Raw genomic sequence first — 23,759 nt, forward strand, 5'->3', positions numbered from 1 at the left:
CACTGGGGGAGGTGAAGTCGTATGCCCGATAAAAAGCTGACCGAGGAGTTGCTCAATGAGCTTCTCGATGCGCCGAACATCGATGGCTATATCAGGGAGCACGACTTTGCCGCCCCGTCGCTTTCGGACTACCTGAAGCAGCTGCTGCAGGAAAAGGGCTTGGAGCGCTCGCGCGTGGTTCGTATGGCCGATCTCAATGAGACCTTTGGCTATCAGATCTTTACCGGTGCGCGTCACCCGAGTCGCAATAAGGTGCTGCAGATTGCCTTTGCGATGGCGCTGACGCTCAAAGAGGCCAACCGTGCACTGACGGCTGCCGGGGTAAGCGTCCTCAACTGCAAGGATCGCCGTGATGCGATTATCATCTTTTGCATCGATCGCGGGTGCAGCCTCCAAAAGGTCAACGAGGAGCTGTATCGCTTTGGCGAGGAGACGGTGAGTTAGCGACTGATATCTGAGCCGGCGGGGCTGCCGAACAACGATGCAAGCGAACGGGGCGCGGATGCCATGGGGTGTCTGCGCCCTGCGCTATGATGGAGGCTATGGATACTCAGACCCCAACATATTTCGATGACGAGCTGACCGCAGCACTTGCCGAACATCTGGCGTCGCTCGATCGCGACGACAGCTATCGCGTGGAGCGTGTGCTTAAGCGCTCGTCCGTTGAAACAACCGAGCTCGTGTACTTTGAAGGAACCGGTGGTGGTTCGCTCGGCCCCTTTGTCCGTAAGCGCATCGATGCCTCGGCTCAAATCGGCGGGGCATACGAGCGTCTGTTTGCCGCCCAGCGGACAGGCAGGCGTTTTGAGCACCTGCCCAGAATCGTCGATTGTCGTCGTGTGGGCGACGAGCTCAACGTGGTTATGGAATACATCGAAGGGGAGACGCTCGGGGCGCTGGTGGACCGTCTGGGAGCCACCCCCGATTATGCGCACGAAATGTATCCTGCCCTATGCGATGCCGTGGGCGAGCTCCATGCCGGTTTTGCAATGGCGGGGGAGACGTCGGCGCCGGTGATCCATCGCGACCTCAAACCGTCGAATATCATCGTGACGGGTGCCAACTATACGTCTGATGACGGCCTGACGTTTTCGTCGCTGGTGATTATCGACTTGGGGATCGCGCGCGTATGGCGCGATGGCGCCGATGCCGACACCGTCAAGTTTGGCACGCGACCCTATGCGCCGCCCGAGCAGTATGGGTTTGGGCAGACGAGTGTGCGCAGCGACGTCTACGCACTTGGCGCCCTGTTGTTCTTCTGCTTGACGGGAGTCGACCCTAAACCAGGGCTCGACATGCGCGAGCAATGCGAGGCGCGTGGCATTCCCACTCCACTTGCCGATGCCGTCTGCATGTCGATGGCGCTCGACCCGGCCAAGCGTTTTGCGAGTGCGGAGGCATTGGGACGGGCGACGCGCGCGGCATACGACCTGAGTCGCCCCGTGCGGCCCCCTGCGCCTGCGCCTGTCCGTAATCCGGCATCGGAGACGGAGCTGACGCCCCAAGGGCTCCAGAACCCCGCAGGGCTTCCTAGGCCTGCCGCCTCCGCTGCATGCGGTCTGCTCTCTCGCGTTCCGGAGTCTCTGGGGCGCATTTGGAATACGCTTGTCTGCTTCTCGCTGCTTGTGTTCTTTGCCGGAAGTCACTTTGCCGTCTTTCACCCCACGGGAGCAAACCAAAGCTACCCGACGTGGCTTCTCGTAATCGAGTATTTTTTCTTTGTCGATGGCCTTATGGTGCTTATGCATTTTGCGCTGCTCGATAAGCGCCGTCTTCGTCGGCGATTCGCACTGCTCGACAGCTATCGCGGCAAGAAACTCGCGAAACTCTGGCTCAAGGCATTGGGTGTGCTGCTCCTATGCATGATCGTCATAGTCGCGGTTGCCAATGCGACCGGCGTCGTCGATACCTCCGCTACCTAAAAGAAAAGGGCCCCATTGGGGCCCTTTGCAGTTGCGCTTAGATGCGGTTCATCTGAGCGGCGACTTTGTTGTACCAGTCCTGCCACGTGGGCGGGCAGTACTTTTTGGCCGCTGCCGGGGTAAGGGTGGAGCCGTAGTTGGCGCCCAGATAGGCAACGTGAGCGGAGATGCCCTCGCTCCAGCTGCCAAAGCTGCGCCAACCGCCGCCACGGGCACTCCAGCCCCAGGCGTTGTAAGAATTGGCGCAATAAGCACCCTTGGTGCTCTCGATGCAGGCGATGGCGGGGGACCAACGGGGGTCGACACCGGTATTCCAAGCGGCGACGGCAAAGTTATAGCCCTGGCCTGCCATGGGGGAGCCGGCGAGATAATTGTCGATGCGGCTCGTCCACTCATTGATGAACGAATCGTAATCGGAGCTACCGGTATTGGCGTTGTTCACCGTGGTGTCGATGGTGGTGTTGGTGTTGGTGGCCTGGCTGCTGGAATTGCTGCCGCTTACGCCCTCGCCCGAGAGCTTCTCGGCGGCAGCGGCCTTATCGGCCTCAAGCTTGGCAAGCTCGGCGGCATTTTCCTGCTCGGCTTTTGCCTGCGCCTCGCTGCGGAGCTGCTGGGCCTGAGCCAACGCATCCTCGGCGTTTTTCTGCTCTGTCTCAAGCTGAGACTTGGCCTGCTGGAGCTCAGCCTTGTTCTGCTCGAGTTCGGTTTGCATGTTATTGAGCTGTTCGATCTCGTCGACGCTCGAGCTCGTGATCTGGTTGGTGTATTTACAGGTCGTGATGAACTCACCTAGGCTCTGCGCGTTGACCAGGAAGCTCACAATGGGATTGGTGCCCTTCTGATACTTGTACAGATCGCGCATGGCGGAGCTTGCCTTGGCCTGCTGCTCGGGAAGCTTAGCCTCGATTTCCTCGATGCTCGCCTCATTGGAGTCAATCTGCTTTTGCAGGTCATCGAGTTTGGTGCGGGCCTCGTTGTAGGCGCTCGTGGCGGCTTCAATCTTCTGCTGGGCTGCGGAAAGCTGGTCCTGCGTTGCCTGCGAGGCGGCATACGCCGCAACGGGGGAGAGCATCGGCGTGGCCGTCAGCGCAACGGCGAGCGCGGCGCTCGTGATGATACGAGCCGGCTTCGACGCAATGAGCGCTGCGGTGCGATGATTCGAATGCTGCATCCAGTCCCTCTGCAATCAATCGTAGGTTATGGTTCGAACGGTATTCTACTACTGCTTTCGACCTCAACTTGAACCTTAAAGGTTCCAAAGGGTAAAGTTGAACTTGAGGCTTTGGCTTTGACCTGCAGTTATGATGAATTGTTGAGAAACCATAGAGTTCAACTTTAACGTTACAGAGCCCTGTTTGAGAGGTGTTTTGGGCTGTAAAAGCTATCTCAACGTGGGGTTTTACAACTACAGCGTGCCCTCCTGACGAGCCCGCTCAATCTCTTCGAGGGCCTCGGCAGGGGTGAACGAGCAGGTGCCGTCGCCGAACTTGACCACCTGGATGTCGTCGCCGATATGGACCTCTCCGCCCTTTAGTACCACGCCAAAAACGCCCTCGTGGGGAAAGATGCAGTCGCCGGCGAGATAGTAGACGGCACAGCGTGTGTGGCAGACCTTGCCGATTTGGCTGATTTCGACAAGCACCTCGCTGCCAAGCTTGAGCTGCGTGCCCAAGGGGAGCGAGAGTAGATTGATGCCTTGCGTGGTGAAATTCTCCCCAAAGTCACCCTGGCGCACATCGAGTCCGCGGGCCTGCGCCGTCTGGATGGACTCTTCGGCCAAAAAGGAAACCTGACGGTGCCAATGCCCGGCGTGTGCGTCGGAGGCGAGGCCAAATTGCTCTGTAACGGTGTCGTGTCCATCCGCGACGGGCGACTTGCGCGTGCCCTTGCGCGCCGACGTGTTGATCGAGACAATGCGGGCGAGCCTGTCGTAGGCATCGTTTGCTGTGCGTAGGGGAACGGCCGTTTGTGCGCGTTCCGCCAGCTCGCGCTTCGCGGCATTGAGGATGGGGTTATCGGTCGGATGGTCTTGGGGCACGTGCGCGCCTTTCGTTTGAGGATGTCAATACGCTGAATCCTACAACAATGGTAGGTTCATTGCCCATTGTCATACAACGGTGAGCGCCGTCTTCATGCTGGACGATTACGTCGATTGCCATAGATACGGTGGAGCTTTGGGCGCCGGCGGCTTGGCACGCTAGAATAAATCAGTTGCGCAAAGACCGCCCGTTGTGTGGGCAGTTCATGATAGGAAGTTTCCATGGCATTGCAATTTACAGAGCGCGAGTTCATTCCCGTGCTGCTCGGTGGCGACATCAACGCCTATTCGGTGGCGCGCGCCTTCTACGAGGAGTACCAGGTCAAGAGTCTGGTCTTTGGCAAGTACCAGACGGGTCCCGCGTACCGCAGCCAGATTATCGACTACACGCCCAACGTGGATATCGATACCATGCCCGTGATGCTCAGGACCGTCAACGGCATTGCCCAAGCGCATGCCGATAAGACGATTGTCCTTGTGGGCTGTGGCGATAACTATGTTGCCCTCGTGGCTCAGGCCAAGGATGCCCATGAGTTGGCGGATAATATCGTCGCGCCTTACGCTCCCTATAGCATGCTTGAGCAGTGTCAGAAGAAGGAGATCTTCTACGAGCTGTGCGAGAAGCATGGCGTGCCCTATCCGCATACCTTTACCTTCACCATGGCGATGCTCAACGCCAAAGGCGAGGCGCCTGCCGAAGTGCTCGACCAGATCGACTTCCCTTATCCGATGATTCTGAAGCCTTCTGACGGCATCATGTGGTGGCAGCACGAGTTCGAGGGCCAGAAAAAGGCCTATGAGATTGCCGACCGTGCCGAGCTGGAACAGGTCATTCGCGACTCGTATGCCAGCGGCTACACCGACGACCTGATCTTGCAGGATCGCGTGCCCGGCAACGACGAGTACATGCGCGTGCTCACCAGTTATTCCGACCGCAACGGCAAGGTGCGCATGATGTGCTTGGGTCACGTGCTGCTCGAGGAGCATCAGCCTCACGGTGTCGGCAACCACGCCTGTATCATCACCGAGCCCAATGACGAGCTCATGGGCGGCGTGCGCAAGTTGCTCGAGGACCTTCACTTTGTGGGCTATTCCAACTTTGACGTTAAGTACGACGAGCGCGACGGCTCGTTTAAGTTCTTCGATTTCAACACGCGCCAAGGTCGCAGCAACTACTACGTCACTAACAGCGGCTTTAACGTTGCCAAGTATGTGGTGGACGAGTATGTGTTCAACCGCCCGTTTGAGCCGGAATTTGTGACGGCGCAGGACGAGGCGCTGTGGATGGTCGTCCCCATGGGCGTCGTCGACAAGTACGTCAAGGATCCCGAGCTGCGCGCTAAGGTGCATCGCCTGGACAAGGAAGGCAAGGGCGCCGACCCTTCGTTTATGAAGGGCGACTTTGTCTTTAACCGCTGGCTGCGCATGTGGCACACCAAGCTGCGCCACTTTAAGCTGTTCAAGACGTATTACAAGTAGATGAGTGCGGCGCCCGTCCGGTTTACATCGGGCGGGCGCGGGTATGATACGCGCAATTGCGCAAGCGTCACCAAGGAGGCGGCGATGGAAAAGCTGGGAGTTATCGGCGGCATGGGCGCCGAGGCCACGTCGTATTACTACGACCAGGTAGTGCGTCATACGGCTGCTGCCTGCGATCAGGAACATATCGACATGGTGGTGCTCTCCAAGTCGACCATGCCCGACCGCACGCTGGCCATTAAGACCGGCGAGCACGCCAAGCTGCTGGCGACCATGAAAGAGTGTGCCCAGGCACTCGAGTCGCTGGGCTGTGCGCACATTGCCATTCCCTGCAACACGTCACACTACTTCTACGACCAGATCCAGTCGTTTACGAAGGTGCCGATTATCCACATGCCGCGTGAGTCGGTGCGCTATGCCCTTGCGGGTGCGGTGATGGGGGAGTGCGAGTTCGACCCCAACCTGAGTATGCCGGCCGAGCCGGTGCGCAAGATTGGCATCATGGGCACCGACGGAACCGTGGGCGCGGGCGTCTACGGCCGCGAATGCGAGGCTGCGGGTGTTGAGGTCGTCTATCCCAGCGAGAAACGTCAGAACGATGTGATGTCGCTTATCTACGATGATGTGAAAGCCGGACGTGAGCCCGATATGGATAAGTTCGACCGCGTGATGTGGGAGTTCGCCCGTAGCGGCTGCGACCGTGTCATTCTGGCCTGCACCGAGCTATCGGTGCTGCAGAAGTATCGAGAGATGCCCGAGATCACCCTCGATGCCATGGATGTCCTGGTGCGCGAATCCATCATCCGCAGCGGCGCCCCCTACCGCCTCTAGCTTCCGACCTGTCAAAAAGGGACAGGTTAATTTTGGTAGGTTTTATCTGGTGAAACAGTAAAGGCCTCGGCTCGTTTGGTGCGAGCCGAGGCCTTTTGCGTTGGGCGGTTGCTGTCGGTAGCGAACTAGAACAGGAAGCCGATGGCGATGAGGGCGATGCTGACGATGAGTACGGCGATGTCCAGGCCCTTGATGGGGTAGCGCTTGTACGAGCTGACGCGTGTACGCAGATAGAAGCCGCGCTGTTCTGCCGCCAAGGCTGTGGCATCGGTCTTGCCCACGCTCGAGATGAGCAGTGGCACGCACAGTGGCAGCATGAGCTTAAGCTTCTTGATGGGGTTCTTGGTGTCGTACTCGACGCCGCGTGCGGTCTGCGCCTCCATGATGGCGTTCATCTCCTGACCAAACACCGGAACAAAGCGCAGCGCCGTGGTAAAGGTGAAGGCATAGCGATACGGTACGTGCAGCACCTCGACGCAGGCGTTGGCAAGGTCGTTGAGCTTGGTCACCATGAGCATGAGGATGAGTGGCAGCGCCACGCCCAGCAGGCGCAGACAGGCCTTCGATCCTGTGATGAGGCCCGTGTCGGTGATAAAGCCCCACACCACGTTGCCATCGCGCATAAAGGCTAGCTGGAGTACCAGCATGATAAGCGCGAGCGGAATCAGCAACTTGAGCAGCGAGAACAGACGGTCGACGACACCGGCATAGGCACCCAGTGCAAGGGTGAGTGCCAAAAAGCCCAGCAGCGCCACGTAGGTGTCGGACAAGAAGATGCCGACGATGATGGCGGCGGCGAGGCCCAGTTTGACGACGGGGTTCAGGCGATGCAGTAGCGTATCGCCTGGCATGTAGTCGATGACGTTAACCACGGCGGACCATCTCCTTGGTAATGCGAACGACATCGGTGACCTCGCTCACCTGCGCAAAAGCGGGCGAGACGGAAGATGCCAGACGGCGCGAGAGTTCAATAACCTGGGGCGGCTCAACATAGGCACGCTGCATGAGATCGATGTTCGAGAATAGCTCGTGCGTGCGGCCGCGGTCGAGGATGCAACCGTCGGCCATTACCACAATGCGCTCGGCAAAATCCGAGACGACTTCCATATCGTGGCAGACCATAATCACGGCGCAGCCGCGCTCGGCCATGGTGCGCACCGTTTCCATGACGGTCATGCACTCGCGGTAATCAAGGCCGCTCGTGGGCTCGTCGAGCACGACGATCTTGGGCTCAACCACTACGACGGAGGCAAGCGCCACCATTTGTCGCTGGCCGCGCGAAAGTGAGAAAGGTGCCTCATCGGCAGGCAGGCCAAAGCGGTCGATAACGAGTTGAGCACGACGCAGAGCCTCGGCACGGTCGATGCCGGCAAGCTCCAGGCCAAAAGCGACCTCGTCGAGTACGGTATCCTTGCAGATCTGGCGGTCGGGGTTTTGGAAGAGCGTTGCGACTTCGCGGGCGATGCGGCTCGTGGGAACGGCCGCGGTATCCAGTCCCGTGACGCGCACGCTGCCCGAGGCGGGCTTGAGCAGGCCTGTGAGCAGCTTGGTGAGCGTGGTCTTGCCGGCACCGTTTTGGCCGACGATGCCCACGAGCTCGCCGGGATAGAGCGTCAGGTTGAGGTCGTGTACGGCGGCGCCGCCATTGGGATAGGCAAACTCAACATGGTCGAAGGTGAGTACGGGTTCGGCGTCCTTGGCATGAGGGCGCAACGACGGTGCGTGCGGTGAGCCGGCGGGCGCCTGGGCTTCGCTGGCCGCGTGTGCGGGGTCGACGATGCCCGAAATCAGGCGCTCGGCCTCATCGACATCCAAGCAAGGGGTACCGCTTACCAGGCCATCGGCCTCGAGGCTATTGAAGATACGCGTGACGCGAGGGCAGTCGACGCCGATGGCACGGAGCTCGTCGGTATGCGCGAAGACCTCGTGTGGTTCGCCCTGCAGCGCGATTTCGCCATGGTTGAGCACGAGCACGCGGTTGCAGTACTCCGAGAGCAGGGCGACCTTTTGCTCAACGACGACGATGGTGATTCCAAGTGTGCGGTTTGCCTCACGCAGCGTCTCGAAGACCAACGTGGAGCTGGCGGGGTCGAGTGCCGCGGTGGGCTCGTCGAGAACCAAGACGCGCGGACGCATGGCTAGGATGGCGGCGATGGCTACCTTTTGCTTCTGTCCGCCCGAGAGGGTGGCGATCTCGCGGTCGCGCAGGTCGCTGATGCCGACGGTCTCGAGCGTTTCGCTCACGCGCTGCTCGATCTGGTCGTGGGGAACGCCAAAGTTCTCGAGGCCAAAGAGCATCTCGTCCTCGACGACCGAGGCGACCATCTGCGTGTCGATATCCTGCAGCACGCTGCCGACGATTTGCGACACGTCGGTGAGCGAGGCTTCGCAGGTGTCGTGGCCGTCAACCATGACGGACCCAAAGAACGTGCCGGTGTAGTGGTGGGGCACGGCACCCGACAGGCAGGCGGCAAGCGTGGACTTGCCGGCGCCCGAGGGCCCGATGATGCCGATGAAATCTCCCTTGTTCACGCTGAGCGAGATGTGGCTGAGCGCCTGCTCGGTCTGCGTGCCATAGGAGAACGAGACATCGTCGACGTTGATGATCGTTTCCATGGATACCTTTCATAGTCATTGGGGACGTTCTTTAATGACTAGTCGTTTGAGAACGTCCCCAAGAGCTAGTTGTTTGGGACAGTCTTTGGTGGTGGAGCACGGATACGGCTTTACGAGGGGCCCCAGGTTGGCGCGAAAGAGGAGCGAAGCGTACTTGGGTACGCGAGCGACGAATGAACGCCAAGATGGGGTGGCTCGTAAAGCCGAGTGGGTTAGTTGAGCTTCAGGGCCTTCTGAATGGGCAGGTAGAGGGCACCGACCAGAATGGCGTTAAAGACGGCGGTCATGGCGACGACGGGCAGCATGGCGGCGGCGAGCTCGCCGACCACGCCGAGCATGGCCATCTTGATGACCATGAAGATGACACCTGAGACAAAGGTGGTCAGGAAGGTTGCGACAATGGCGATGGCGGGCTTGACCTGACCGTTCTTGCCGGCGGCGTTGACGATGCCGGCCATGAGCATGGCGGCGATGCCCTCAGCGGCAAAATCGACGAACGGCGAAGTGGTGGTGATCTGGATCACGGCAGCCGAGATGAGGCCAATGACGAGCGCCTGGCCGATATTGGGGCGAACGACTAGGATGGTGAGGCAGAAGGCCGAGATGATGAACTCGGGGCTGATCATGCCGCCCGAGATGCCCGAGATTGCCTTGCCGACGGTGAAGTTGAGGATGAAGCCGGCGGCGAGCAGGATGGCGAGCAGGACGAGGGCGCGGACATCGAGTTTGCCACGGTCGGCGGTCTGGACGGTGCGGGGCTGGGTGGCGGTGGTGTTCTGAGACATGGTGAAAATCCTTTCGGAAGGGGATTGCAAGGGAAAAGCGGAGGCGCGTGATGCGAATGCGATTGGGCTCGAGATAGAAAAAGGCCCCCGGTCGAAACCGGAGGCCTTCCAATCACCTAGAGCGCAAAAACAGGCGTGAGGGACTCACTGTCGACCGATCGTATTCGCATCACGCCACCACCAGTTGTTGAGAGACTTCATCGTGTTCTTCATGTTGGTGGCTCCTTTCGTGATGCCGTGGCGCGGTCGCACCTAGTTGCTGTTGCGCTGCACTATAGCACAGCGAAGTGTGTGCGGGGAAATCTTTTTTAAAAAGATTTCAGGTGGGTTTCCCGTCGGTCAAAAGAGCGGGCTAAGCGGGCGAGGCTGCCATTGCTGCCTCGCCCGCTCAGCTAAGACGTTACTCCTTATTGCGACGGTAGAGGAAGTAACCGCCTGCGGAGATGACGGCAACGCCAGCGATGGCGAATGCAGCCACCACGCGGCCATCAAAACGATCACCGGTGGTGGGCAGGCCGCCCTTGGTGTTCGTCTTGTTGGTGGTTACTGTGGTCGTGGTGTCGGACTTGCCAGGCTTCTCGGGCTTGGTGGTGGGCTGCTCGGGCTTAGCGGGCTGCTCGGGCTTAGCGGGCTGCTCGGGGGTACCGGGCTGCTCAGGAGTACCAGGCTGCTCGGGGGTGCCAGGCTGATCCGGGGTTACCGGGTCGGTGGCAAGAGCGTCCTTGGCGTAGGTGATGGACACCTTGAGGCCGTTGGTCTCGGTGTTCAGGTCGCTCGGGGTGAAGGGCGTGCTGAAATCCTCAGCCTTCAGATAAGCGCGCATCTCCTGGAGAAGGGCCTTGCACTTGACGTAGGTGTTCTCAGTGGCAGCCTTGCCGGCCTTGTTTGCCAGGGCGGTGCGGCCCTCAGTGGTGGTCTCGGCCTGCATAGCAGCATCGACCTCAAGGTTCTGCTCGATGAGCTCGTTCTGGAGAGCGTCGAGGTAGGCGCGAACGCCGGTGCCGAGCTGCTCGCGGTGCTCGTAGCAGAGGGAACTAATGTCCATGAGGACGTAGTTGATGGAGTTCTCGGGCTCCTCGTTGTTCACGATGTCCGTCTCTTCGCAGTGATCGTAGGAGACATCCTGATTGCTGAAGTAGGGGCTGACCTCGGTGAGCAGTGCAGAGTACAGAGGAATAGCGACGGAGTAGGCGGCGCGGGAGAGCATCTCCCACTGAATGGTCGCGATCTCGGGGTCCATGCCCTGACGGATCTGGAAGAGGTTGGTCTCGGTGCTTCTTTCGGTGCCGATGGCGTAGACACCGTCGGTGTTGGCGTTGAGGCCGGGGACATTTTCGCCGCGGTTGCCAAATGCACGGATCATCTCAAAGGTGTTCCAGTCGGACTTGCCGGGCTTGAAGAACAGGGGCTGGATCTCGCTGACCATGGCTCCGATTTGGTCGGGGCCTTTTTCCGGTTTAACCGTGACGATGTCGTAATCTGCACCCTTGGTCAACGGGGCCATGAAGTAATCGCGGCCCTGGACATAGCGAGTCCACTGATGAACGCCGGAATCGGCGACGCTTTTGCCATAGGTCTTGGCAACGTCGAACTTGCCGTCGGTGTACTCGGCGAAGCCATTTTTCTCGGGCATGGTCTGGATGCCCTCGGAGTGGAGGCAGTTCTCGGCGTCATCAAGGTTGACATCGTAATTGAGTCCGCCGATGTTGGGGTTGAGTGAGGCGACGTCATCGGCGAGCTTCATGGCGATCCACTGGTGGCCGGAAAGTGCGGCAAACAGCCAAGTCTCGTTGCTGTCGGCGATGATAATCTGATCGTTGCCGTTGGCGCCCTGCTCGTCGATGATCTTGCCGAGGAGCTCGACACCCTCACGTGCTTTGGCACTTTCGCCTAAGATAACGCTGCCGTAGCTATACTCGCCAATGCCAGTGTCGGTCAGGGGGTCTGCCTTGGCGGCTTTATCGTTCATGTTGGTGGTCAGCGTTGCGGAGCAGGACACGCCCTTCTCGTTGATGCCTGCCTCAGAGTAGGCATCATAGCGCCCGTGCCACTGCGAAGGATGATCGCGCACGTAGCTATAACGATATGTAGTCTTGGTCGACCTGTATGAGAAGTCGGACTCGTCTGAGCCGTAGGTATACCCGGGGGCATGCGACGGCTCAATGCCAAAGTGCTTGAGGTAGCGCGGGCCAAAGTCCTCGGCGCGACCATAATATGTGTTGCCGTCGGCTGTTAGGTTTTTGCCCATGTACATCTGCGTGCAGGCGAGCGCAGATGTCGGCATGGACATGATGGTCGCAGCTCCAAAGGCGAGGCCTATGCCTAGCTTCTTGAGCGCGTTGACGGGGCGAGTTTTCCTCATTTTCCCTCCCAGCGTGCGAAAGCCCTCTGTCGCCAGAGGGCTTCAGCCAATAAAGACACCTCATTAGCGTAACGAACTGGAAACAATATTCATCTATGAAAGAAGCTTACTCGATAAGCGTGATGAAATATGCGATGAACGGTTAATCGTACTCAGTTTGCAGCTTTACTTTAATAAAGACGCCCTGTAATTACTGTAGCCGAATAAAGTAGCTGGGAATGCCCGAAATGAAAATCCCCCGCTGTTTGACGAATGCATAAACAGCGGGAGAGTCGATAACTGGATGAATATCATACCAATGTGGATTTACTTCTTTCGGCGGTGAATCACGTTGATGGCGTAACCGACGAGCATGGCCAAGACGATGACAATAAAGCCGATCAGGGGATTGTCGTTCATGGGGTCCTCCTATTTTCCGAGCGGGGAGAATTCGTCGACGATGAGGTCGAGGCATTGCGGAAGCGCGCGGGCTCCAAAGACGCCCGAATTGCTGGAGATAATCTCGCCATCGAACTGCATGCCCAGTGACGGGGTGCAGGTGATCTTGGCTTCCTTGGTCTGGATGATCTTGAACTGTGGGCGCCCGAGTACCTTGCCGGCGGGGTCAAGCGCAGCGGTGATCACGGTAGGCAGCAGCTGCACGGTGCGCACGGGCTCGATGACCGCGATGTCGACCATGCCGTCGTTCATGCGGCAATCGGGGAACAGGTTGATGTCGTTTTGGATGACCGAGGTGTTGCCGGCCATGCAGCAGATGCCATCGAGCTCCTCGACAATGCCGTCATGCTCGATGGTAAAGTGCGCCACCGTGGGGTTGGGCGTGGCGAGCGCGGAGAGGAAGTAGGCGATCTCGCCGATGTCGTTTTTGGTGGGGGCGGCCTTCATCATGATCTCGGCGTCGAAGCCCGAGCCGGCGATGATGATAAAGCCGTGGCGCTTCTCGTTGCCGTTCTCGTCGAGCCAAAAGAGCTCGCCCATGTCTACTTTGACCGTGCGACCGGCGCGGCAGGCCTTGGCAAGTGCCGCTGCCTCGGGGGCATTACCGATGTTATTGAAGAACAGGCAGGCCGTACCGGAGGGGAAGACGAGCGTGGGGACGCCGCATCCGCGCATTTGGTCGAGCACGTTGGAGACGGTGCCGTCGCCGCCCGAAATCACCACGCGATCAAACTCGCGCACGTCCGCCACGGCGTCCTCGGGTTCCATGCCATCGCCGATAAAACGCATCACGACCTCGTCGCCGCCCTGCGCGAGGGCGTGCGTGAACGCGTAGATTTCATCTGAGCTGGGGCCCGATGCCGGGTTGTGGATGATAAGGCAGCGCATACTTACGTTCCCGTTCTGTGACTAACCGAGTATAGTTGTAAGGCAATGCCGATATCCTACCCGTGTTTTTCGGGCCTAACCTTATTCGATGGGTTGATATGTACATTTCCACACATCAGGCTCTACTCGACTTTTGCCAGCGCGCCCGTGAGTTCGACGCGATTGCCGTCGATACCGAGTTTTTGCGCGAGCGCACGTTCCATCCGCGTCTGTGCCTGGTCCAGATTGCCACCCCTGCCGAGAGCGTAGCGGTCGATCCCCTGGTAATCGACGACCTTTCGCCGCTGGCCGAGCTTATGGCCGATGAGAGCGTGACCAAGGTCTTCCACGCTTGCTCGCAGGATATGGAGGTCATGCTTCATACCGTGGGCGCGCTGCCGCGTCCGATTTTTGACACGCAGGTCGCCGCCGCCTTTTTGGGCGAGCGCCAGCAGATTTCCTACGGTGCGCTCGTGCAGACGTTCTGCGGCGTTTCGTTGCCTAAGACCGAGTCGCTGACCGACTGGTCGCGCCGCCCGCTGACCGATAAGCAGATTGAGTACGCGATCGATGACGTCAAGTATCTGATCGTTGCCTATACCGAGATGATGAGCCGCCTGCGCGAGCTGGGCCGTGTGGATTGGGTGCTCGATGAGCTGCGCCCGCTGGCAGACGAGTCGCACTACCGCGCCGACCGCCATGAGGCATTCCGCAAGGTCAAGCGCATCAACTCGTGCAGCCGCCATCAGCTGGGCATTGCGCGCGAGCTCGCCGCCTGGCGCGAGGACCGCGCCGAGCGCCGCAACATCCCGCGCAAGTGGGTCATGTCCGACGATACGCTGCTGGCGCTCGTCAAGCGCAATCCCGTTCGCGTTGAGGAGTTCCGTAGCATCCGCGGTACCGATCAGCTGGGGGAGCGCGACGTGGACGGCGCGCTCATGGCCATCAAGCGCGGCGCAAGCTGCCCGCACGATCGCCTGCCGCTCATGGTGCGCGGGCATCGCCAGATTTCGCCGGAGCTTGAGAGCGTGACGGACCTGATGTATGCGCTTATTCGCTTGGTTGCCGAGCGCTCGGGGGTGGCGACCTCGGTCATTGCCTCGCGCGATGATCTGGCCGATTACATCGAGCATCCTGAGCAAAGCCCCCTGCGCGAAGGCTGGCGTTTTGAGCTTGTGGGTTCGCGCCTGGACGATTTACTCTCGGGCAATATGGGGTTGACGGTCAAAGATGGCAAAATTGAATTGCTGTAAGGAAGCCTAGCCGCTTGAGTGGGTAAAATGCCTCCAACGTGTAACTCGATTTGGAGGAATTCGCATGCCCTATTACTATGGATATGGCTTTGGCATCGACCCGCTGTACCTGCTGGTTGTGCTTGTCTGCACGGTGCTTGGCCTTGCCGCGCAGAGCTATATCAATTCGACGTACAAGACGTGGTCCAAGGTTCGCTCGGACGGCGACACGGGCGCCAGGGTCGCTCGCCGCATGCTCGACGCCAACGGCTGCAATGCCGTGGGTATCAAGGGTGTTGCCGGTGAGCTCACTGACCATTACAACCCGCAGGACAACAACCTGTATCTGTCGGATTCCAACCGTTCGGGCGGCTCGGTCGCAAGCGTTGCTGTCGCTTGTCACGAGGCAGGCCATGCCACGCAGCGTCAAAGCGGCTATGCCATGATGAAGGTACGTACCGCCCTCGTGCCGGTCGTCAACTTTACCCAGAACACCTGGACCATCGTGTTGCTCTTGGGCCTGTTTATGAACATCGCGGGACTCACGACCCTCGCGCTGATCTTCTTCTCGTTTAGCGTGCTGTTCCAGCTCGTTACGCTGCCGGTCGAGATTGACGCCAGCCGCCGCGCCGTGGCGTATATCGAGCAGTCGGGCATGAGTTCCAAGCAGGTCAACGGTGCCAAGAAGGTGCTGACGGCCGCCGCGCTTACCTATGTTGCCGCTGCGCTCACCTCGATTATTCAGCTGCTCTATCTTATGGCTCGCTACAACAGAAACTCCAACCGATAACAAATGGGACAGGCAGGCGCCGCGGGGATTCGTGTCCTCGCGGCGCTGTACTATGTGTTGGACTTGAATTTGCGCAGGGCCGGAGCCCTTATGCACGATGACGAAAGGAGGCTGCGTGGCAGGCTGGAATCTAACCGGCAATGCCGTTTCCGCCGAGTTCGACGGTTCGGACGAGCAGGAGCGTAAGGAGCTCAGCGTGAGCCAGGCGGTAGAGATCGCCGCCGGTGCGCTCGATGCCATTCCGCAGCTGAGTGTCCTGGGCGAGGTCACGGGTTTCCGTGGTCCCAACGCCCGAAGCGGCCACTGCTACTTCCAGATTAAAGACGACTCGGCCGCCGTTGACTGCATCATCTGGAAGGGCGCCTACCTTAAGCGCACCTTCGACTTGCGCGACGGCATGCAGGTAAGCTTTAAGGGCAGCTTCAATCTCTATAAGGCCACGGGCCGCATGAGCTTTGTCGCTCGCTCGTTTTCGCTGGCGGGGGAGGGTCTGCTGCGTCAACAAGTGGCGCAACTGGCCGAAAAGCTACGCCGCGAGGGCCTGATGGACGAAGCGCGCAAGCGCCGCATCCCGGTGTTCTGCTCGCGCGTGGCGGTCGTCACCTCGCTTTCGGGTGCCGTAATCGACGACGTCAAGCGTACATTGCGTCGTCGCAACCCGCTCGTCGAGCTCGTTTGCGTGGGCGCCAAGGTTCAAGGCGAGGGTGCGCCGGCCGAGCTCATTGAGGGCTTGCGCCGCGCCGCTTCCATTACGCCGGCGCCCGACTGTATTTTGCTGGTGCGCGGCGGCGGTTCCTTTGAGGACCTCATGACCTTTAATGACGAGGAGCTTGCCCGCGCGGTGGCGGCTTGTCCTGTGCCCGTGGTGACCGGCATTGGCCATGAGCCCGATACCTCGATTTGCGACATGGTGAGCGACCGACGCGCCTCCACGCCCACGGCGGCGGCAGAATCGGTGGCGCCGGCTATGACGGAGTTGGCCGATGTGCTCGAGGCGCGCCATCAGCGTCTGGGTGCCGCGATGGCATCGATGATTGGGTCGGCCCAGGTCGACCTGGAGATGCTCGATCAGCGCGGTCGCCGTGCCTGGGATACCTATACGGCTCGCTTGGGTGATGCGCTCGATGCCGCTGCGTGTCGCCCGTGCCTCAACGACCCCACATTTATGGTCGAGCGTCGCGAATCGGAGCTTGCGCTGACTGCCGATCGCCTGTCGGGCGCCATAGTACGCTCGGTCGGGACATTCCGCTCCAACTTTGAGCGCTTTCCCGAGCGTCTGATTACAAGCACCTCGGGGCTCGATGGTAAGCGCCATGCGCTCACGCTTGCGAGTTCCCGCCTAGAGCATCAAGGGCGCACGATGCTCAGCAAGCCAGCGTCCGACCTGAGCCGTGCGGCAGCGTCGCTCGATGCCCTGTCGCCGCTCAAAGTGCTTGCTCGCGGCTATTCCATCGCGTACAGCGATGATGGTGTGGCTACGAGTGCCAAGACCTTTAAGCCTGGCGACGCCATTCGCGTGCGCATGGCAGACGGCAACGTGGCAGCAACGGTCGATACGGTCGAGTAGACCGCGTTTCGCAGTGATAGACCCTTAGGAAAGGAAACAGATATGGCAGAGAAGACCCCGGTAGAGCAGCTTACGTACAAGCAGGCCTCGCAGGAGCTGGAGCTCATCATCCGCAGCCTTGAGTCGGGCGATATGGAGCTCGAGGAGTCGCTCGAGAGCTACACCCGCGGCGTCGAGCTCCTCAAAAGCCTGCGCACCCGCCTGTCCGATGCCGAGCAGAAGGTCTCGGTGCTCCTTAAGGACGTCGACGGCAACGACGTGCTCGCCGACGGCGAGGCCGCCAACACCGATGATAACCTTTCGTTCTAAGCATCTCGACCAAATATAATTACCTTGGTCTGTAAGAAAGGAACCAGCTATGTGCGATTGCATCTTCTGTAAAATTGCCAACCACGAGATCCCCTCGACCGTTGTCTATGAGGACGACCAGGTCATCGCCTTCGACGACCTCAACCCGCAGGCGCCGGTCCACACGCTCGTGATCCCCAAGAAGCACTACAGCGACATCGCCGACAACGTGCCTGCCGAGACCATGGGCGCCATGGCTCACGCCATCCAGGAGGTCGCCAAGGCCAAGGGACTGGAGGACGGTTTCCGCGTCATCTCCAACAAGGGCGTTAACGCCGGCCAGACCGTCATGCACTTCCACATGCACGTCCTCGGTGGCAAGAGCCTGGGCGAGAACCTCATCTGAGGACGCGTAGCCCGTCGACTTGGCTGCCTTTGGAGTAATCTATGCAGCTTTCTCAACTCGAATACCTTCAAGCGGTAGCGAACTATGGCGGCGTGCGCAAAGCAGCTCGCGCCGTTCATGTGAGTCCGCAGGCCGTTTCGTCGGCAATCAAAAAGTTGGAATCTGAGTATCAGATTGTTTTGCTCGACCGATCGGCGGGGGAGGCTGTTTTGTCTCCGGCGGGCAGAGAATTTGCGCGTCGTGCACGCGTGATCCTGACACAAGTCGACGATCTCAAAAAGTACGCTCAATCGAGGGGCGACGGCGTTTCGCCCGATGGCCACTTTCGTCTTTACGCCCCCTGCCTTCATGGGCGGGGGCGCCTTTTTGCCGAAAGCTGGTATGACTCGTTTGAACGCTCGCACCCTCAGATTCACCTTGATGTGTGGCATCAGCCAACGGCTACATGCTTTGAATCACTTGTGCTCGGCATTTCGGATGCGGCTATCTCATTCGAGGAACCACGGGACAGCGTCCTTTCTTCAAAATATTTGGGTGAAAAGGAGCTCAAGGTTCTTTCATGCCCAGCGGGTCATCAATCTGTGGGCGCCATGACCATTCGCGAGTTACTGGGCGGCAGGCTCGCTGTTCCCATTAATTTGTCACCCTGTCTCAATGCAATCAATCAATGTCCCGAAGCCCAGCTCGTCAATTTTCGCTTCCGTGATGTTGAATACGGAAGCAGGGCTCAGACTGAGTTTCTTCAAGCCGGGGGATTGATATTGAGTTTGTCTGGGTCCTCTCTCGCATCGGATGGGTCAGAAGTGAGTGAGTGCTCCATTGAAGGTTCGCGTGATGTAACCTTGCCTATCTACTTTTGCTATCGGCAAAATTCCTGGACTGATCGACACCAGACGGTTTTTCTGCACCTATTGCGTCATCTTGCTTCGTGAGATTAATTGGCTTCGAGGCATCAAGTGATTATTGACGCCTTGTAACACATAGCTGACAGCTTTGCCCTCATGCTTTTCCAAGATTCCGATTTAGATTGCTGACTCTTGGAGGGCGGAGCATGAAAAACCGTACGGTTTTGCTTTATATGACGTTCGTTTTTCTGTCGAACTTCAGCACCATCTTGTATTTTCTAACTGTCTACCTTGAGTTCGTCGGACTTTCGATGGTATCGATTTCTAGCATGATGATTGCATATCAAGTGAGCAAGTTCATCCTTGAAGTTCCCACTGGCTATATTGCTGATAGGTTTGGACGAAAGACAAGCGGTTTCGTTGGCGTCGCGGGAATGCTTGGATACTACGCCGCCCTGCTTCTCGTCCGTTCTCCCCTGCTTTTAATCGGTGCGTTCGCTCTCAAGGGTTTTGCCGTTGCGTGTGTGAGCGGATCCATCGAAGCGATTTACATTGACAGCGTCTCTCATGACCAGCTCGTAAGACTTAATGTCGTTGAGCGATTTGTTTTCTATGCCTCTTATGCCATCTCCGCTTGCGTGGGCGGTTTCATTTCGTCCGTCGGTGCATATCTCATTGGTCTTTCGGCAGATATCATCGCAATGGTGTTGACGTTGGTTGTCGTTGTCTGCATTCCTGAGATGCGAAGAGGGGGCACTGCGACGACACCTGAACATGGGATTAGCCCGAAGATGATCGGTGCCGCTATTACGGGTAATGGCATTCTTCGTTCAGCGTTCATCATGGACTGTTCTCAGGCATTTGCTTTTGTCGCCCTGGAAGACTTTTTCTCACTGCTGCTTGCGGGTCGCGGAATGAATGCCGTCGCTTCGGGTGTGACCATTGCGGTCCAGCTCCTTGCCTCGGCCTCCATGGGACTTATTGTGCCCTGTGCGATTGCTCATGTCGACAAGGGCCGCTTTGCGCGTATTTGCGGCATCGTGCGCCTTTTCCTGACAGCTTTGTTTTTGATTCCCCTTACTCCGGCTAATTTGCTGCCCGTGTTCTATGTGCTGCAGACGGTTGCGTACTCGTTATTTGCTCCAATTAAATACTCAATTTTTCAAAAAGCAGCCGATTCTTCGATGCGCTGTTCACTGATTTCGGTTCAAAGCCAGATGGTGGCGGTGGGCGCCATCCTTTTCTATCTGTTCAATGCTGTGTTGAGCAGCATCGCGGGCATTCGAGTCATATTGCTTGTCGCACTCGGAATCTCTTCTTTGGTGTATATCCCCGCGCTCTTTCGTCTTACAAGCCAAAGGACATGAGTATTTAGACACCGATAACATATATATCAACGCAATAAACCCGAGCGCGAGGGCGTTTGGGTTTATTATTGAAGCGTATGTAACCTGGCGGCGCCACACCGCCTGTTAGTAGGGAGACACATGAACGTTCTGGTCGTCAACGCAGGATCTTCGACCCTTAAGTATCAGGTCATCGATACCAAGTCCCATAAGGTGTCCGCAAAGGGCTCCTGCGAGCGCGTCTGCTTTACCGGCGGCACTTTCACCCATGCTGCCAACGGCTCCAAGAAGGTGACCGAGAACATCGAGTTCCCCGACCACAAGGTCGCCATCGAGGTTGTCCTGAAGGACCTCGAGGCCAACGGCGTCAAGATCGAGGGTATCGGCCACCGTATCGTTCAGGGCGGTTGGTACTTTGGCGATTCCTCCCTCGTCGACGAGGATGTCCTCGCCAAGATCCGCGAGGTCGCTCCGCTCGCCCCGCTGCACAACAACCCCGAGGCCAACGTTATCGAGTACTGCCTGGAGCAGTATCCCGACCTGCCCAACGTCACGGTTTACGACACCGCTTTCCACTTCAACATGCCCGAGGTCGCCAAGACTTACGCCCTGCCCAAGGACGTCTGCGACAAGCTGCACATCCGTAAGTACGGCGCCCACGGCACCAGCTACCGTTACATCTCCAAGAAGGTCGCCGAGATGACCAACGGCGAGGCCCGCAAGGTCGTCGTGTGCCATATCGGCTCCGGCGCTTCCCTGTGCGCCATCGAGGACGGCAAGTGCATGGACACCACCATGGGCTTGACGCCGCTCGACGGCGTTATGATGGGCACCCGCTGCGGCTCCATCGACCCGGCTACCGTGTGCTACCTGCAGCGCGAGGGCGGCTACACCTTCGACGAGGTCGACGAGATGATGAACAAGAAGTCCGGCCTTTTGGCTGTGACCGGCGGCAAGACCAACGACTGTCGCAACGTCGAGGAGCTCGCCGCTGCCGGTGACCCCGAGGCCCAGCTCGCCTTCGATATGTTCGTCTACAAGATTGCCGCCAAGGCTGCCGAGATGGCCGCCTCCATGTGCGGTATGGACACCCTGGTCTTCACTGCCGGCATCGGTGAGCACGCTCCTGCCGTCCGCGCCGGCGTGGCCGACCGCCTGGCCTTTATGGGCGTCAAGATGGATCATGCCCGCAACGCCCTGCGTGGTGACGGCGCATGGTGCCTGTCTGCCAAGGATTCCAAGGTTAAGATTTTCGTTATCCCCACGGACGAGGAGTTCATGATCGCTTCCGACGTCGAGCGCATCGTCAACGGCAAGTAATTGCAAAAGGGGAGGGGCTGGACGACCGAGCGCCGTTCGGCCCCTCTTTTGTGCTCGTTGGGCGATATGCCTGATAGTTATTTATTAAGTTGTGATAACTTCTTATTAACATGCGGCCGCCTTAAGGGGTCTGCGCCGACCGTATCGCACTGCAAAGGAGTCTCATGAACGTACTTGTTGTCAACGCCGGTAGCTCAAGCCTTAAATATCAGCTTTTGGATACCGATACCCGCGAGGTTTTCGCCAAGGGCAACTGCGAACGTATCGGTTCGGACATGGGCATCTTTGGCCACTCCGAGAACGGTGGCGCCAAGCAAACCGAGGAGGTCCCCTTCCCGGACCACCGTTCGGCTATCGCACGTGTGCTCGAGGAGCTCGAGAAGACCGACTTTACGATCGATGGCATTGGGCATCGTATCGTTCAGGGTGGCTGGTACTTTGACGATTCCGCGGTCGTCGACGATGAGGTCATGGCTAAGATTCTCGAGGTGGCACCGCTTGCCCCGCTGCACAACTACGGCGAGGCAGCGGCAATCGAGTATTGTCGCGAGAAGTATCCGGAGCTGCCCAACGTGGCCGTCTTCGACACCTCGTTCCACATGACTATGCCCGAGGTCGCCTACACCTACGCCCTGCCCAAGGACGTGTGTGACAAGTACCACGTGCGCAAGTACGGCGCCCACGGTACGAGCCACCGCTACGAGTGGATGATGGCCAAGGAGATCCTGGGTTCGCGCTGCCACCGTCTGCTTTCGTGTCATCTGGGCAACGGCGCTTCGCTCGCCGCCATTGAGGACGGTGTATGCCGCGATACCACGATGGGCCTCACGCCGCTCGACGGCCTGATGATGGGCACCCGTTGTGGTTCCATTGACCCGGCTACCGTGTGCTACCTGCAGCGCGAGGGCGGCTACAGCTACCAGGAAGTCGATGACATGATGAACAAGCAGTCTGGTCTGCTTGCCATCTCGGGCATCTCCAACGACGCCCGTGACATCCGTACGCGCGCCTCCGAGGGCGACGAGCGCTGCCTGCTCGCCTTCGATATGTTCGCCTACAAGGCCATGCAGCAGGCCGGCTCCATGATCGCTTCAATGGCGGGCGTGGACACCATTACCTTTACCGCCGGCATTGGCGAGAACGACTGGTCGATCCGCAAGGCTTTCTGCGACTGCTTCGAGTGGCTGGGCGTGCGCATCGACAACAACAAGAACCGCGAGGCCGTGGGTAACGGCCCGCAGGTCATCAGCGCCGCCGGCTCTTCCGTCACGGTCATGGTCATTCCCACCGACGAGGAATACATGATCGCCCACGACGTCGAGCGTCTGACCAAGAACAACTAACGCATTCGTCTGTAATTGACAAAAAGGCCTCCAGAGCAACAGCCCGGAGGCCTTTTTACTAGCAGGCGGAAATTCCAGTTCCAAAGTGATCATCGCCGGCAACGCCTGCGCTCCCAGCAACGTCACCCATTCGTTCAGATCCTCAGCCCCAGCTCGTAGCCAAGCCGCCGCCCACTCCAGATTCCCTGACTGCTGCGTGACGGCAGGGTCCCGAGGGGATATGTAAGCTATTCAGCCATCTGAGCCTGGACGGCGGTGATGGCCACGACACCCACGATGTCGTCGGCAGAGCAGCCGCGCGAAAGGTCATTGACCGGCTTGGCGATGCCCTGCAGGATGGGGCCGTAGGCGTCGGCACCAGCGAAGCGCTGAACCAGCTTGTAGCCGATGTTGCCGGCCTCGAGGTCGGGGAACACGAGCACGTTGGCCTTGCCAGCAACGGAGGAGCCGGGAGCCTTGAGCTGGGCGACGGTGGGGACGATAGCAGCATCGAGCTGCAGGTCGCCGTCGATGGCGAGCTCGGGTGCCTTCTCCTTGCAGAACTTCACGGCCTCCTGGACCTTCTTGGCGACCTCGCCGCCAGCGGAGCCCATGGTGGAGTAGGAGAGCATGGCCACGTGCGGCTCAACATTGCCCATGAAGGTGGACCAGGAGTGAGCGGAGGCGATGGCGATCTCGGAGAGTTCGTCGGAGGACGGGTTGATGTTGAGGCCGCAGTCGGCGAAGATCAGCGTGCCGTCGGTGCCGAACTGCGGGGTGTCGGTGCACATCACGAAGAAGGCCGAGACCAGCTTGGTGCCTGGGGCGGTCTTGAGGATCTGCAGCGCGGGGCGCAGGGTGTCGGCGGTGGAGTGGCAGGCACCGGAGACCAGGCCATCGGCGTCGCCCATCTTGACCATCATGGTGCCAAAGTAGGTGGCGTCCATCACCTGGGCGCGAGCCTGTTCGATGGTAACGCCCTTCTTGGCGCGGAGCTCAGCAAACTTCTGTGCGTACTCCTCGTGCTTCTCGGCGTTGCGCGGATCGATGACGGTGGCGCCGGGGACGTTGATCTCGTTGGGATCGCCCAGGATGACGATGTTGGCCAGGCCTTCCTCGATGATCTTGTTGGCCGCGACGATGGTGCGCGGATCCTCGCCCTCGGGCAGGACGATGGTCTTAAGGTCGGCCTTGGCGGCAGACTTCATACGGTTTAGGAAATCGCTCATGTTACTCCTTACAAGCGTTTCGCTAAGCTCCAGGCGCCCGGCTGTTCACGAATAAACCCGCTGCTAGCGGGTCTAC

General features: G+C 59.0%; 21 protein-coding genes. 13 read left to right on the forward strand and 8 right to left on the reverse strand.

Translation table 11 applies throughout. From position 1 onward, the window contains the following. The first annotated feature begins 21 nt into the window (after nucleotides 1–21). Together DWY03_RS06220 and DWY03_RS06225 are read left to right on the forward strand one after the other, a co-directional pair. The gene (locus DWY03_RS06220) at nucleotides 22–444 is read left to right on the forward strand and encodes an XRE family transcriptional regulator (protein ID WP_117637494.1); all 423 of its coding nucleotides are present in this window, start codon (nucleotides 22–24) and stop codon (nucleotides 442–444) included. 98 nt (nucleotides 445–542) lie between these two features. Then, the gene (locus DWY03_RS06225; protein WP_158558630.1) at nucleotides 543–1,922 is read left to right on the forward strand and encodes a protein kinase; all 1,380 of its coding nucleotides are present in this window, start codon (nucleotides 543–545) and stop codon (nucleotides 1,920–1,922) included. A 37-nt stretch (nucleotides 1,923–1,959) separates the two neighbouring features. Here DWY03_RS06225 and DWY03_RS06230 read toward each other — a convergent pair whose 3' ends face one another. Further along, nucleotides 1,960–3,093 carry a glucosaminidase domain-containing protein gene (locus tag DWY03_RS06230; RefSeq protein WP_117840197.1) on the reverse strand — a complete coding sequence of 378 codons (1,134 nt, stop codon included), beginning with the start codon at nucleotides 3,091–3,093 and terminating at the stop codon, nucleotides 1,960–1,962. Between the two features lie 234 nt (nucleotides 3,094–3,327). Next, nucleotides 3,328–3,960, reverse strand: a complete 633-nt coding sequence (locus DWY03_RS06235) for an MOSC domain-containing protein (protein ID WP_117840198.1) — start codon at nucleotides 3,958–3,960, stop codon at nucleotides 3,328–3,330. Nucleotides 3,961–4,182: 222 nt separating this feature from the next. On the opposite strand from DWY03_RS06235, the gene DWY03_RS06240 reads away from it, so the two are divergent. Together DWY03_RS06240 and DWY03_RS06245 are read left to right on the forward strand one after the other, a co-directional pair. Beyond that, nucleotides 4,183–5,439: an ATP-grasp domain-containing protein gene (locus tag DWY03_RS06240; RefSeq protein WP_117840199.1), complete on the forward strand. Its 1,257-nt coding sequence runs from the start codon at nucleotides 4,183–4,185 to the stop codon at nucleotides 5,437–5,439. An 84-nt stretch (nucleotides 5,440–5,523) separates the two neighbouring features. Next, nucleotides 5,524–6,270, forward strand: coding sequence for an aspartate/glutamate racemase family protein (locus DWY03_RS06245; RefSeq protein ID WP_229028173.1), 747 nt, complete (start codon nucleotides 5,524–5,526; stop codon nucleotides 6,268–6,270). A gap of 125 nt (nucleotides 6,271–6,395) precedes the next feature. Here DWY03_RS06245 and DWY03_RS06250 read toward each other — a convergent pair whose 3' ends face one another. The 5 genes from DWY03_RS06250 to DWY03_RS06270 form a co-directional block, all read right to left on the reverse strand. Beyond that, nucleotides 6,396–7,142, reverse strand: a complete 747-nt coding sequence (locus tag DWY03_RS06250) for an energy-coupling factor transporter transmembrane protein EcfT (protein WP_117840200.1) — start codon at nucleotides 7,140–7,142, stop codon at nucleotides 6,396–6,398. Beyond that, entirely contained in the window at nucleotides 7,135–8,886 is a 1,752-nt protein-coding gene (locus tag DWY03_RS06255) for an ABC transporter ATP-binding protein (RefSeq protein WP_117840201.1), read from the reverse strand. The genes DWY03_RS06250 and DWY03_RS06255 overlap by 8 nt, the downstream gene beginning before the upstream one ends. Before the next feature lie 212 nt (nucleotides 8,887–9,098). Then, nucleotides 9,099–9,671 (reverse strand): hypothetical protein, encoded by a 573-nt coding sequence (locus tag DWY03_RS06260; protein ID WP_117840202.1) that lies wholly within the window; start codon nucleotides 9,669–9,671, stop codon nucleotides 9,099–9,101. Between the two features lie 400 nt (nucleotides 9,672–10,071). Further along, nucleotides 10,072–12,033 (reverse strand): C69 family dipeptidase, encoded by a 1,962-nt coding sequence (locus tag DWY03_RS06265; protein ID WP_117840203.1) that lies wholly within the window; start codon nucleotides 12,031–12,033, stop codon nucleotides 10,072–10,074. A gap of 408 nt (nucleotides 12,034–12,441) precedes the next feature. Further along, entirely contained in the window at nucleotides 12,442–13,359 is a 918-nt protein-coding gene (locus DWY03_RS06270; protein WP_117637502.1) for a diacylglycerol kinase family protein, read from the reverse strand. 98 nt (nucleotides 13,360–13,457) lie between these two features. Between DWY03_RS06270 and rnd the strand changes: the two genes are divergently transcribed. The 9 genes from rnd to DWY03_RS06315 all read left to right on the forward strand — a co-directional run bounded on the left by rnd (nucleotide 13,458) and on the right by DWY03_RS06315 (nucleotide 22,475). Then, entirely contained in the window at nucleotides 13,458–14,591 is a 1,134-nt protein-coding gene (gene rnd / locus DWY03_RS06275; RefSeq protein ID WP_117806506.1) for a ribonuclease D, read from the forward strand. Nucleotides 14,592–14,655: 64 nt separating this feature from the next. Further along, nucleotides 14,656–15,360, forward strand: coding sequence for a zinc metallopeptidase (locus tag DWY03_RS06280; protein WP_117840204.1), 705 nt, complete (start codon nucleotides 14,656–14,658; stop codon nucleotides 15,358–15,360). Between the two features lie 115 nt (nucleotides 15,361–15,475). After that, nucleotides 15,476–16,927: an exodeoxyribonuclease VII large subunit gene (gene xseA / locus DWY03_RS06285; RefSeq protein ID WP_370446049.1), complete on the forward strand. Its 1,452-nt coding sequence runs from the start codon at nucleotides 15,476–15,478 to the stop codon at nucleotides 16,925–16,927. 42 nt (nucleotides 16,928–16,969) lie between these two features. Further along, a complete protein-coding gene (xseB, locus tag DWY03_RS06290; protein ID WP_006234311.1) occupies nucleotides 16,970–17,236 on the forward strand; it encodes an exodeoxyribonuclease VII small subunit in 267 nt (88 codons plus the stop codon). 49 nt (nucleotides 17,237–17,285) lie between these two features. Continuing rightward, nucleotides 17,286–17,621 carry a histidine triad nucleotide-binding protein gene (locus DWY03_RS06295; RefSeq protein WP_117820684.1) on the forward strand — a complete coding sequence of 112 codons (336 nt, stop codon included), beginning with the start codon at nucleotides 17,286–17,288 and terminating at the stop codon, nucleotides 17,619–17,621. Nucleotides 17,622–17,662: 41 nt separating this feature from the next. Then, a complete protein-coding gene (locus DWY03_RS06300) occupies nucleotides 17,663–18,553 on the forward strand; it encodes a LysR family transcriptional regulator (protein ID WP_117840205.1) in 891 nt (296 codons plus the stop codon). 119 nt (nucleotides 18,554–18,672) lie between these two features. Next, nucleotides 18,673–19,833 (forward strand): MFS transporter, encoded by a 1,161-nt coding sequence (locus tag DWY03_RS06305; protein WP_117840206.1) that lies wholly within the window; start codon nucleotides 18,673–18,675, stop codon nucleotides 19,831–19,833. Nucleotides 19,834–19,953: 120 nt separating this feature from the next. After that, entirely contained in the window at nucleotides 19,954–21,132 is a 1,179-nt protein-coding gene (locus DWY03_RS06310; protein ID WP_117840207.1) for an acetate/propionate family kinase, read from the forward strand. A 164-nt stretch (nucleotides 21,133–21,296) separates the two neighbouring features. Continuing rightward, the gene (locus DWY03_RS06315; RefSeq protein WP_117779455.1) at nucleotides 21,297–22,475 is read left to right on the forward strand and encodes an acetate/propionate family kinase; all 1,179 of its coding nucleotides are present in this window, start codon (nucleotides 21,297–21,299) and stop codon (nucleotides 22,473–22,475) included. Nucleotides 22,476–22,702: 227 nt separating this feature from the next. Here DWY03_RS06315 and pta read toward each other — a convergent pair whose 3' ends face one another. Then, nucleotides 22,703–23,683 carry a phosphate acetyltransferase gene (gene pta, locus DWY03_RS06320; RefSeq protein ID WP_089573084.1) on the reverse strand — a complete coding sequence of 327 codons (981 nt, stop codon included), beginning with the start codon at nucleotides 23,681–23,683 and terminating at the stop codon, nucleotides 22,703–22,705. Nucleotides 23,684–23,759: the final 76 nt, after the last annotated feature.

The sequence above is a fragment of the Collinsella sp. AF23-2 genome, from assembly GCF_003459245.1.
GTDB lineage: Bacteria > Actinomycetota > Coriobacteriia > Coriobacteriales > Coriobacteriaceae > Collinsella.

Excerpts from the sequence above, each read along its gene's own strand:
- DWY03_RS06220 (WP_117637494.1), top strand. The coding sequence starts at position 22 with ATGCCCGATAAAAAGCTGACCGAGGAGTTGCTCAATGAGCTTCTCGAT.
- DWY03_RS06225 (WP_158558630.1), top strand. The coding sequence starts at position 543 with ATGGATACTCAGACCCCAACATATTTCGATGACGAGCTGACCGCAGCA.
- DWY03_RS06230 (WP_117840197.1), bottom strand. The coding sequence starts at position 3,093 with ATGCAGCATTCGAATCATCGCACCGCAGCGCTCATTGCGTCGAAGCCG.
- DWY03_RS06240 (WP_117840199.1), top strand. The coding sequence starts at position 4,183 with ATGGCATTGCAATTTACAGAGCGCGAGTTCATTCCCGTGCTGCTCGGT.
- DWY03_RS06245 (WP_229028173.1), top strand. The coding sequence starts at position 5,524 with ATGGAAAAGCTGGGAGTTATCGGCGGCATGGGCGCCGAGGCCACGTCG.
- DWY03_RS06255 (WP_117840201.1), bottom strand. The coding sequence starts at position 8,886 with ATGGAAACGATCATCAACGTCGACGATGTCTCGTTCTCCTATGGCACG.
- DWY03_RS06260 (WP_117840202.1), bottom strand. The coding sequence starts at position 9,671 with ATGTCTCAGAACACCACCGCCACCCAGCCCCGCACCGTCCAGACCGCC.
- DWY03_RS06265 (WP_117840203.1), bottom strand. The coding sequence starts at position 12,033 with ATGAGGAAAACTCGCCCCGTCAACGCGCTCAAGAAGCTAGGCATAGGC.
- DWY03_RS06270 (WP_117637502.1), bottom strand. The coding sequence starts at position 13,359 with ATGCGCTGCCTTATCATCCACAACCCGGCATCGGGCCCCAGCTCAGAT.
- rnd (WP_117806506.1), top strand. The coding sequence starts at position 13,458 with ATGTACATTTCCACACATCAGGCTCTACTCGACTTTTGCCAGCGCGCC.
- DWY03_RS06280 (WP_117840204.1), top strand. The coding sequence starts at position 14,656 with ATGCCCTATTACTATGGATATGGCTTTGGCATCGACCCGCTGTACCTG.
- xseB (WP_006234311.1), top strand. The coding sequence starts at position 16,970 with ATGGCAGAGAAGACCCCGGTAGAGCAGCTTACGTACAAGCAGGCCTCG.
- DWY03_RS06295 (WP_117820684.1), top strand. The coding sequence starts at position 17,286 with ATGTGCGATTGCATCTTCTGTAAAATTGCCAACCACGAGATCCCCTCG.
- DWY03_RS06300 (WP_117840205.1), top strand. The coding sequence starts at position 17,663 with ATGCAGCTTTCTCAACTCGAATACCTTCAAGCGGTAGCGAACTATGGC.
- DWY03_RS06305 (WP_117840206.1), top strand. The coding sequence starts at position 18,673 with ATGAAAAACCGTACGGTTTTGCTTTATATGACGTTCGTTTTTCTGTCG.
- DWY03_RS06310 (WP_117840207.1), top strand. The coding sequence starts at position 19,954 with ATGAACGTTCTGGTCGTCAACGCAGGATCTTCGACCCTTAAGTATCAG.
- DWY03_RS06315 (WP_117779455.1), top strand. The coding sequence starts at position 21,297 with ATGAACGTACTTGTTGTCAACGCCGGTAGCTCAAGCCTTAAATATCAG.
- pta (WP_089573084.1), bottom strand. The coding sequence starts at position 23,683 with ATGAGCGATTTCCTAAACCGTATGAAGTCTGCCGCCAAGGCCGACCTT.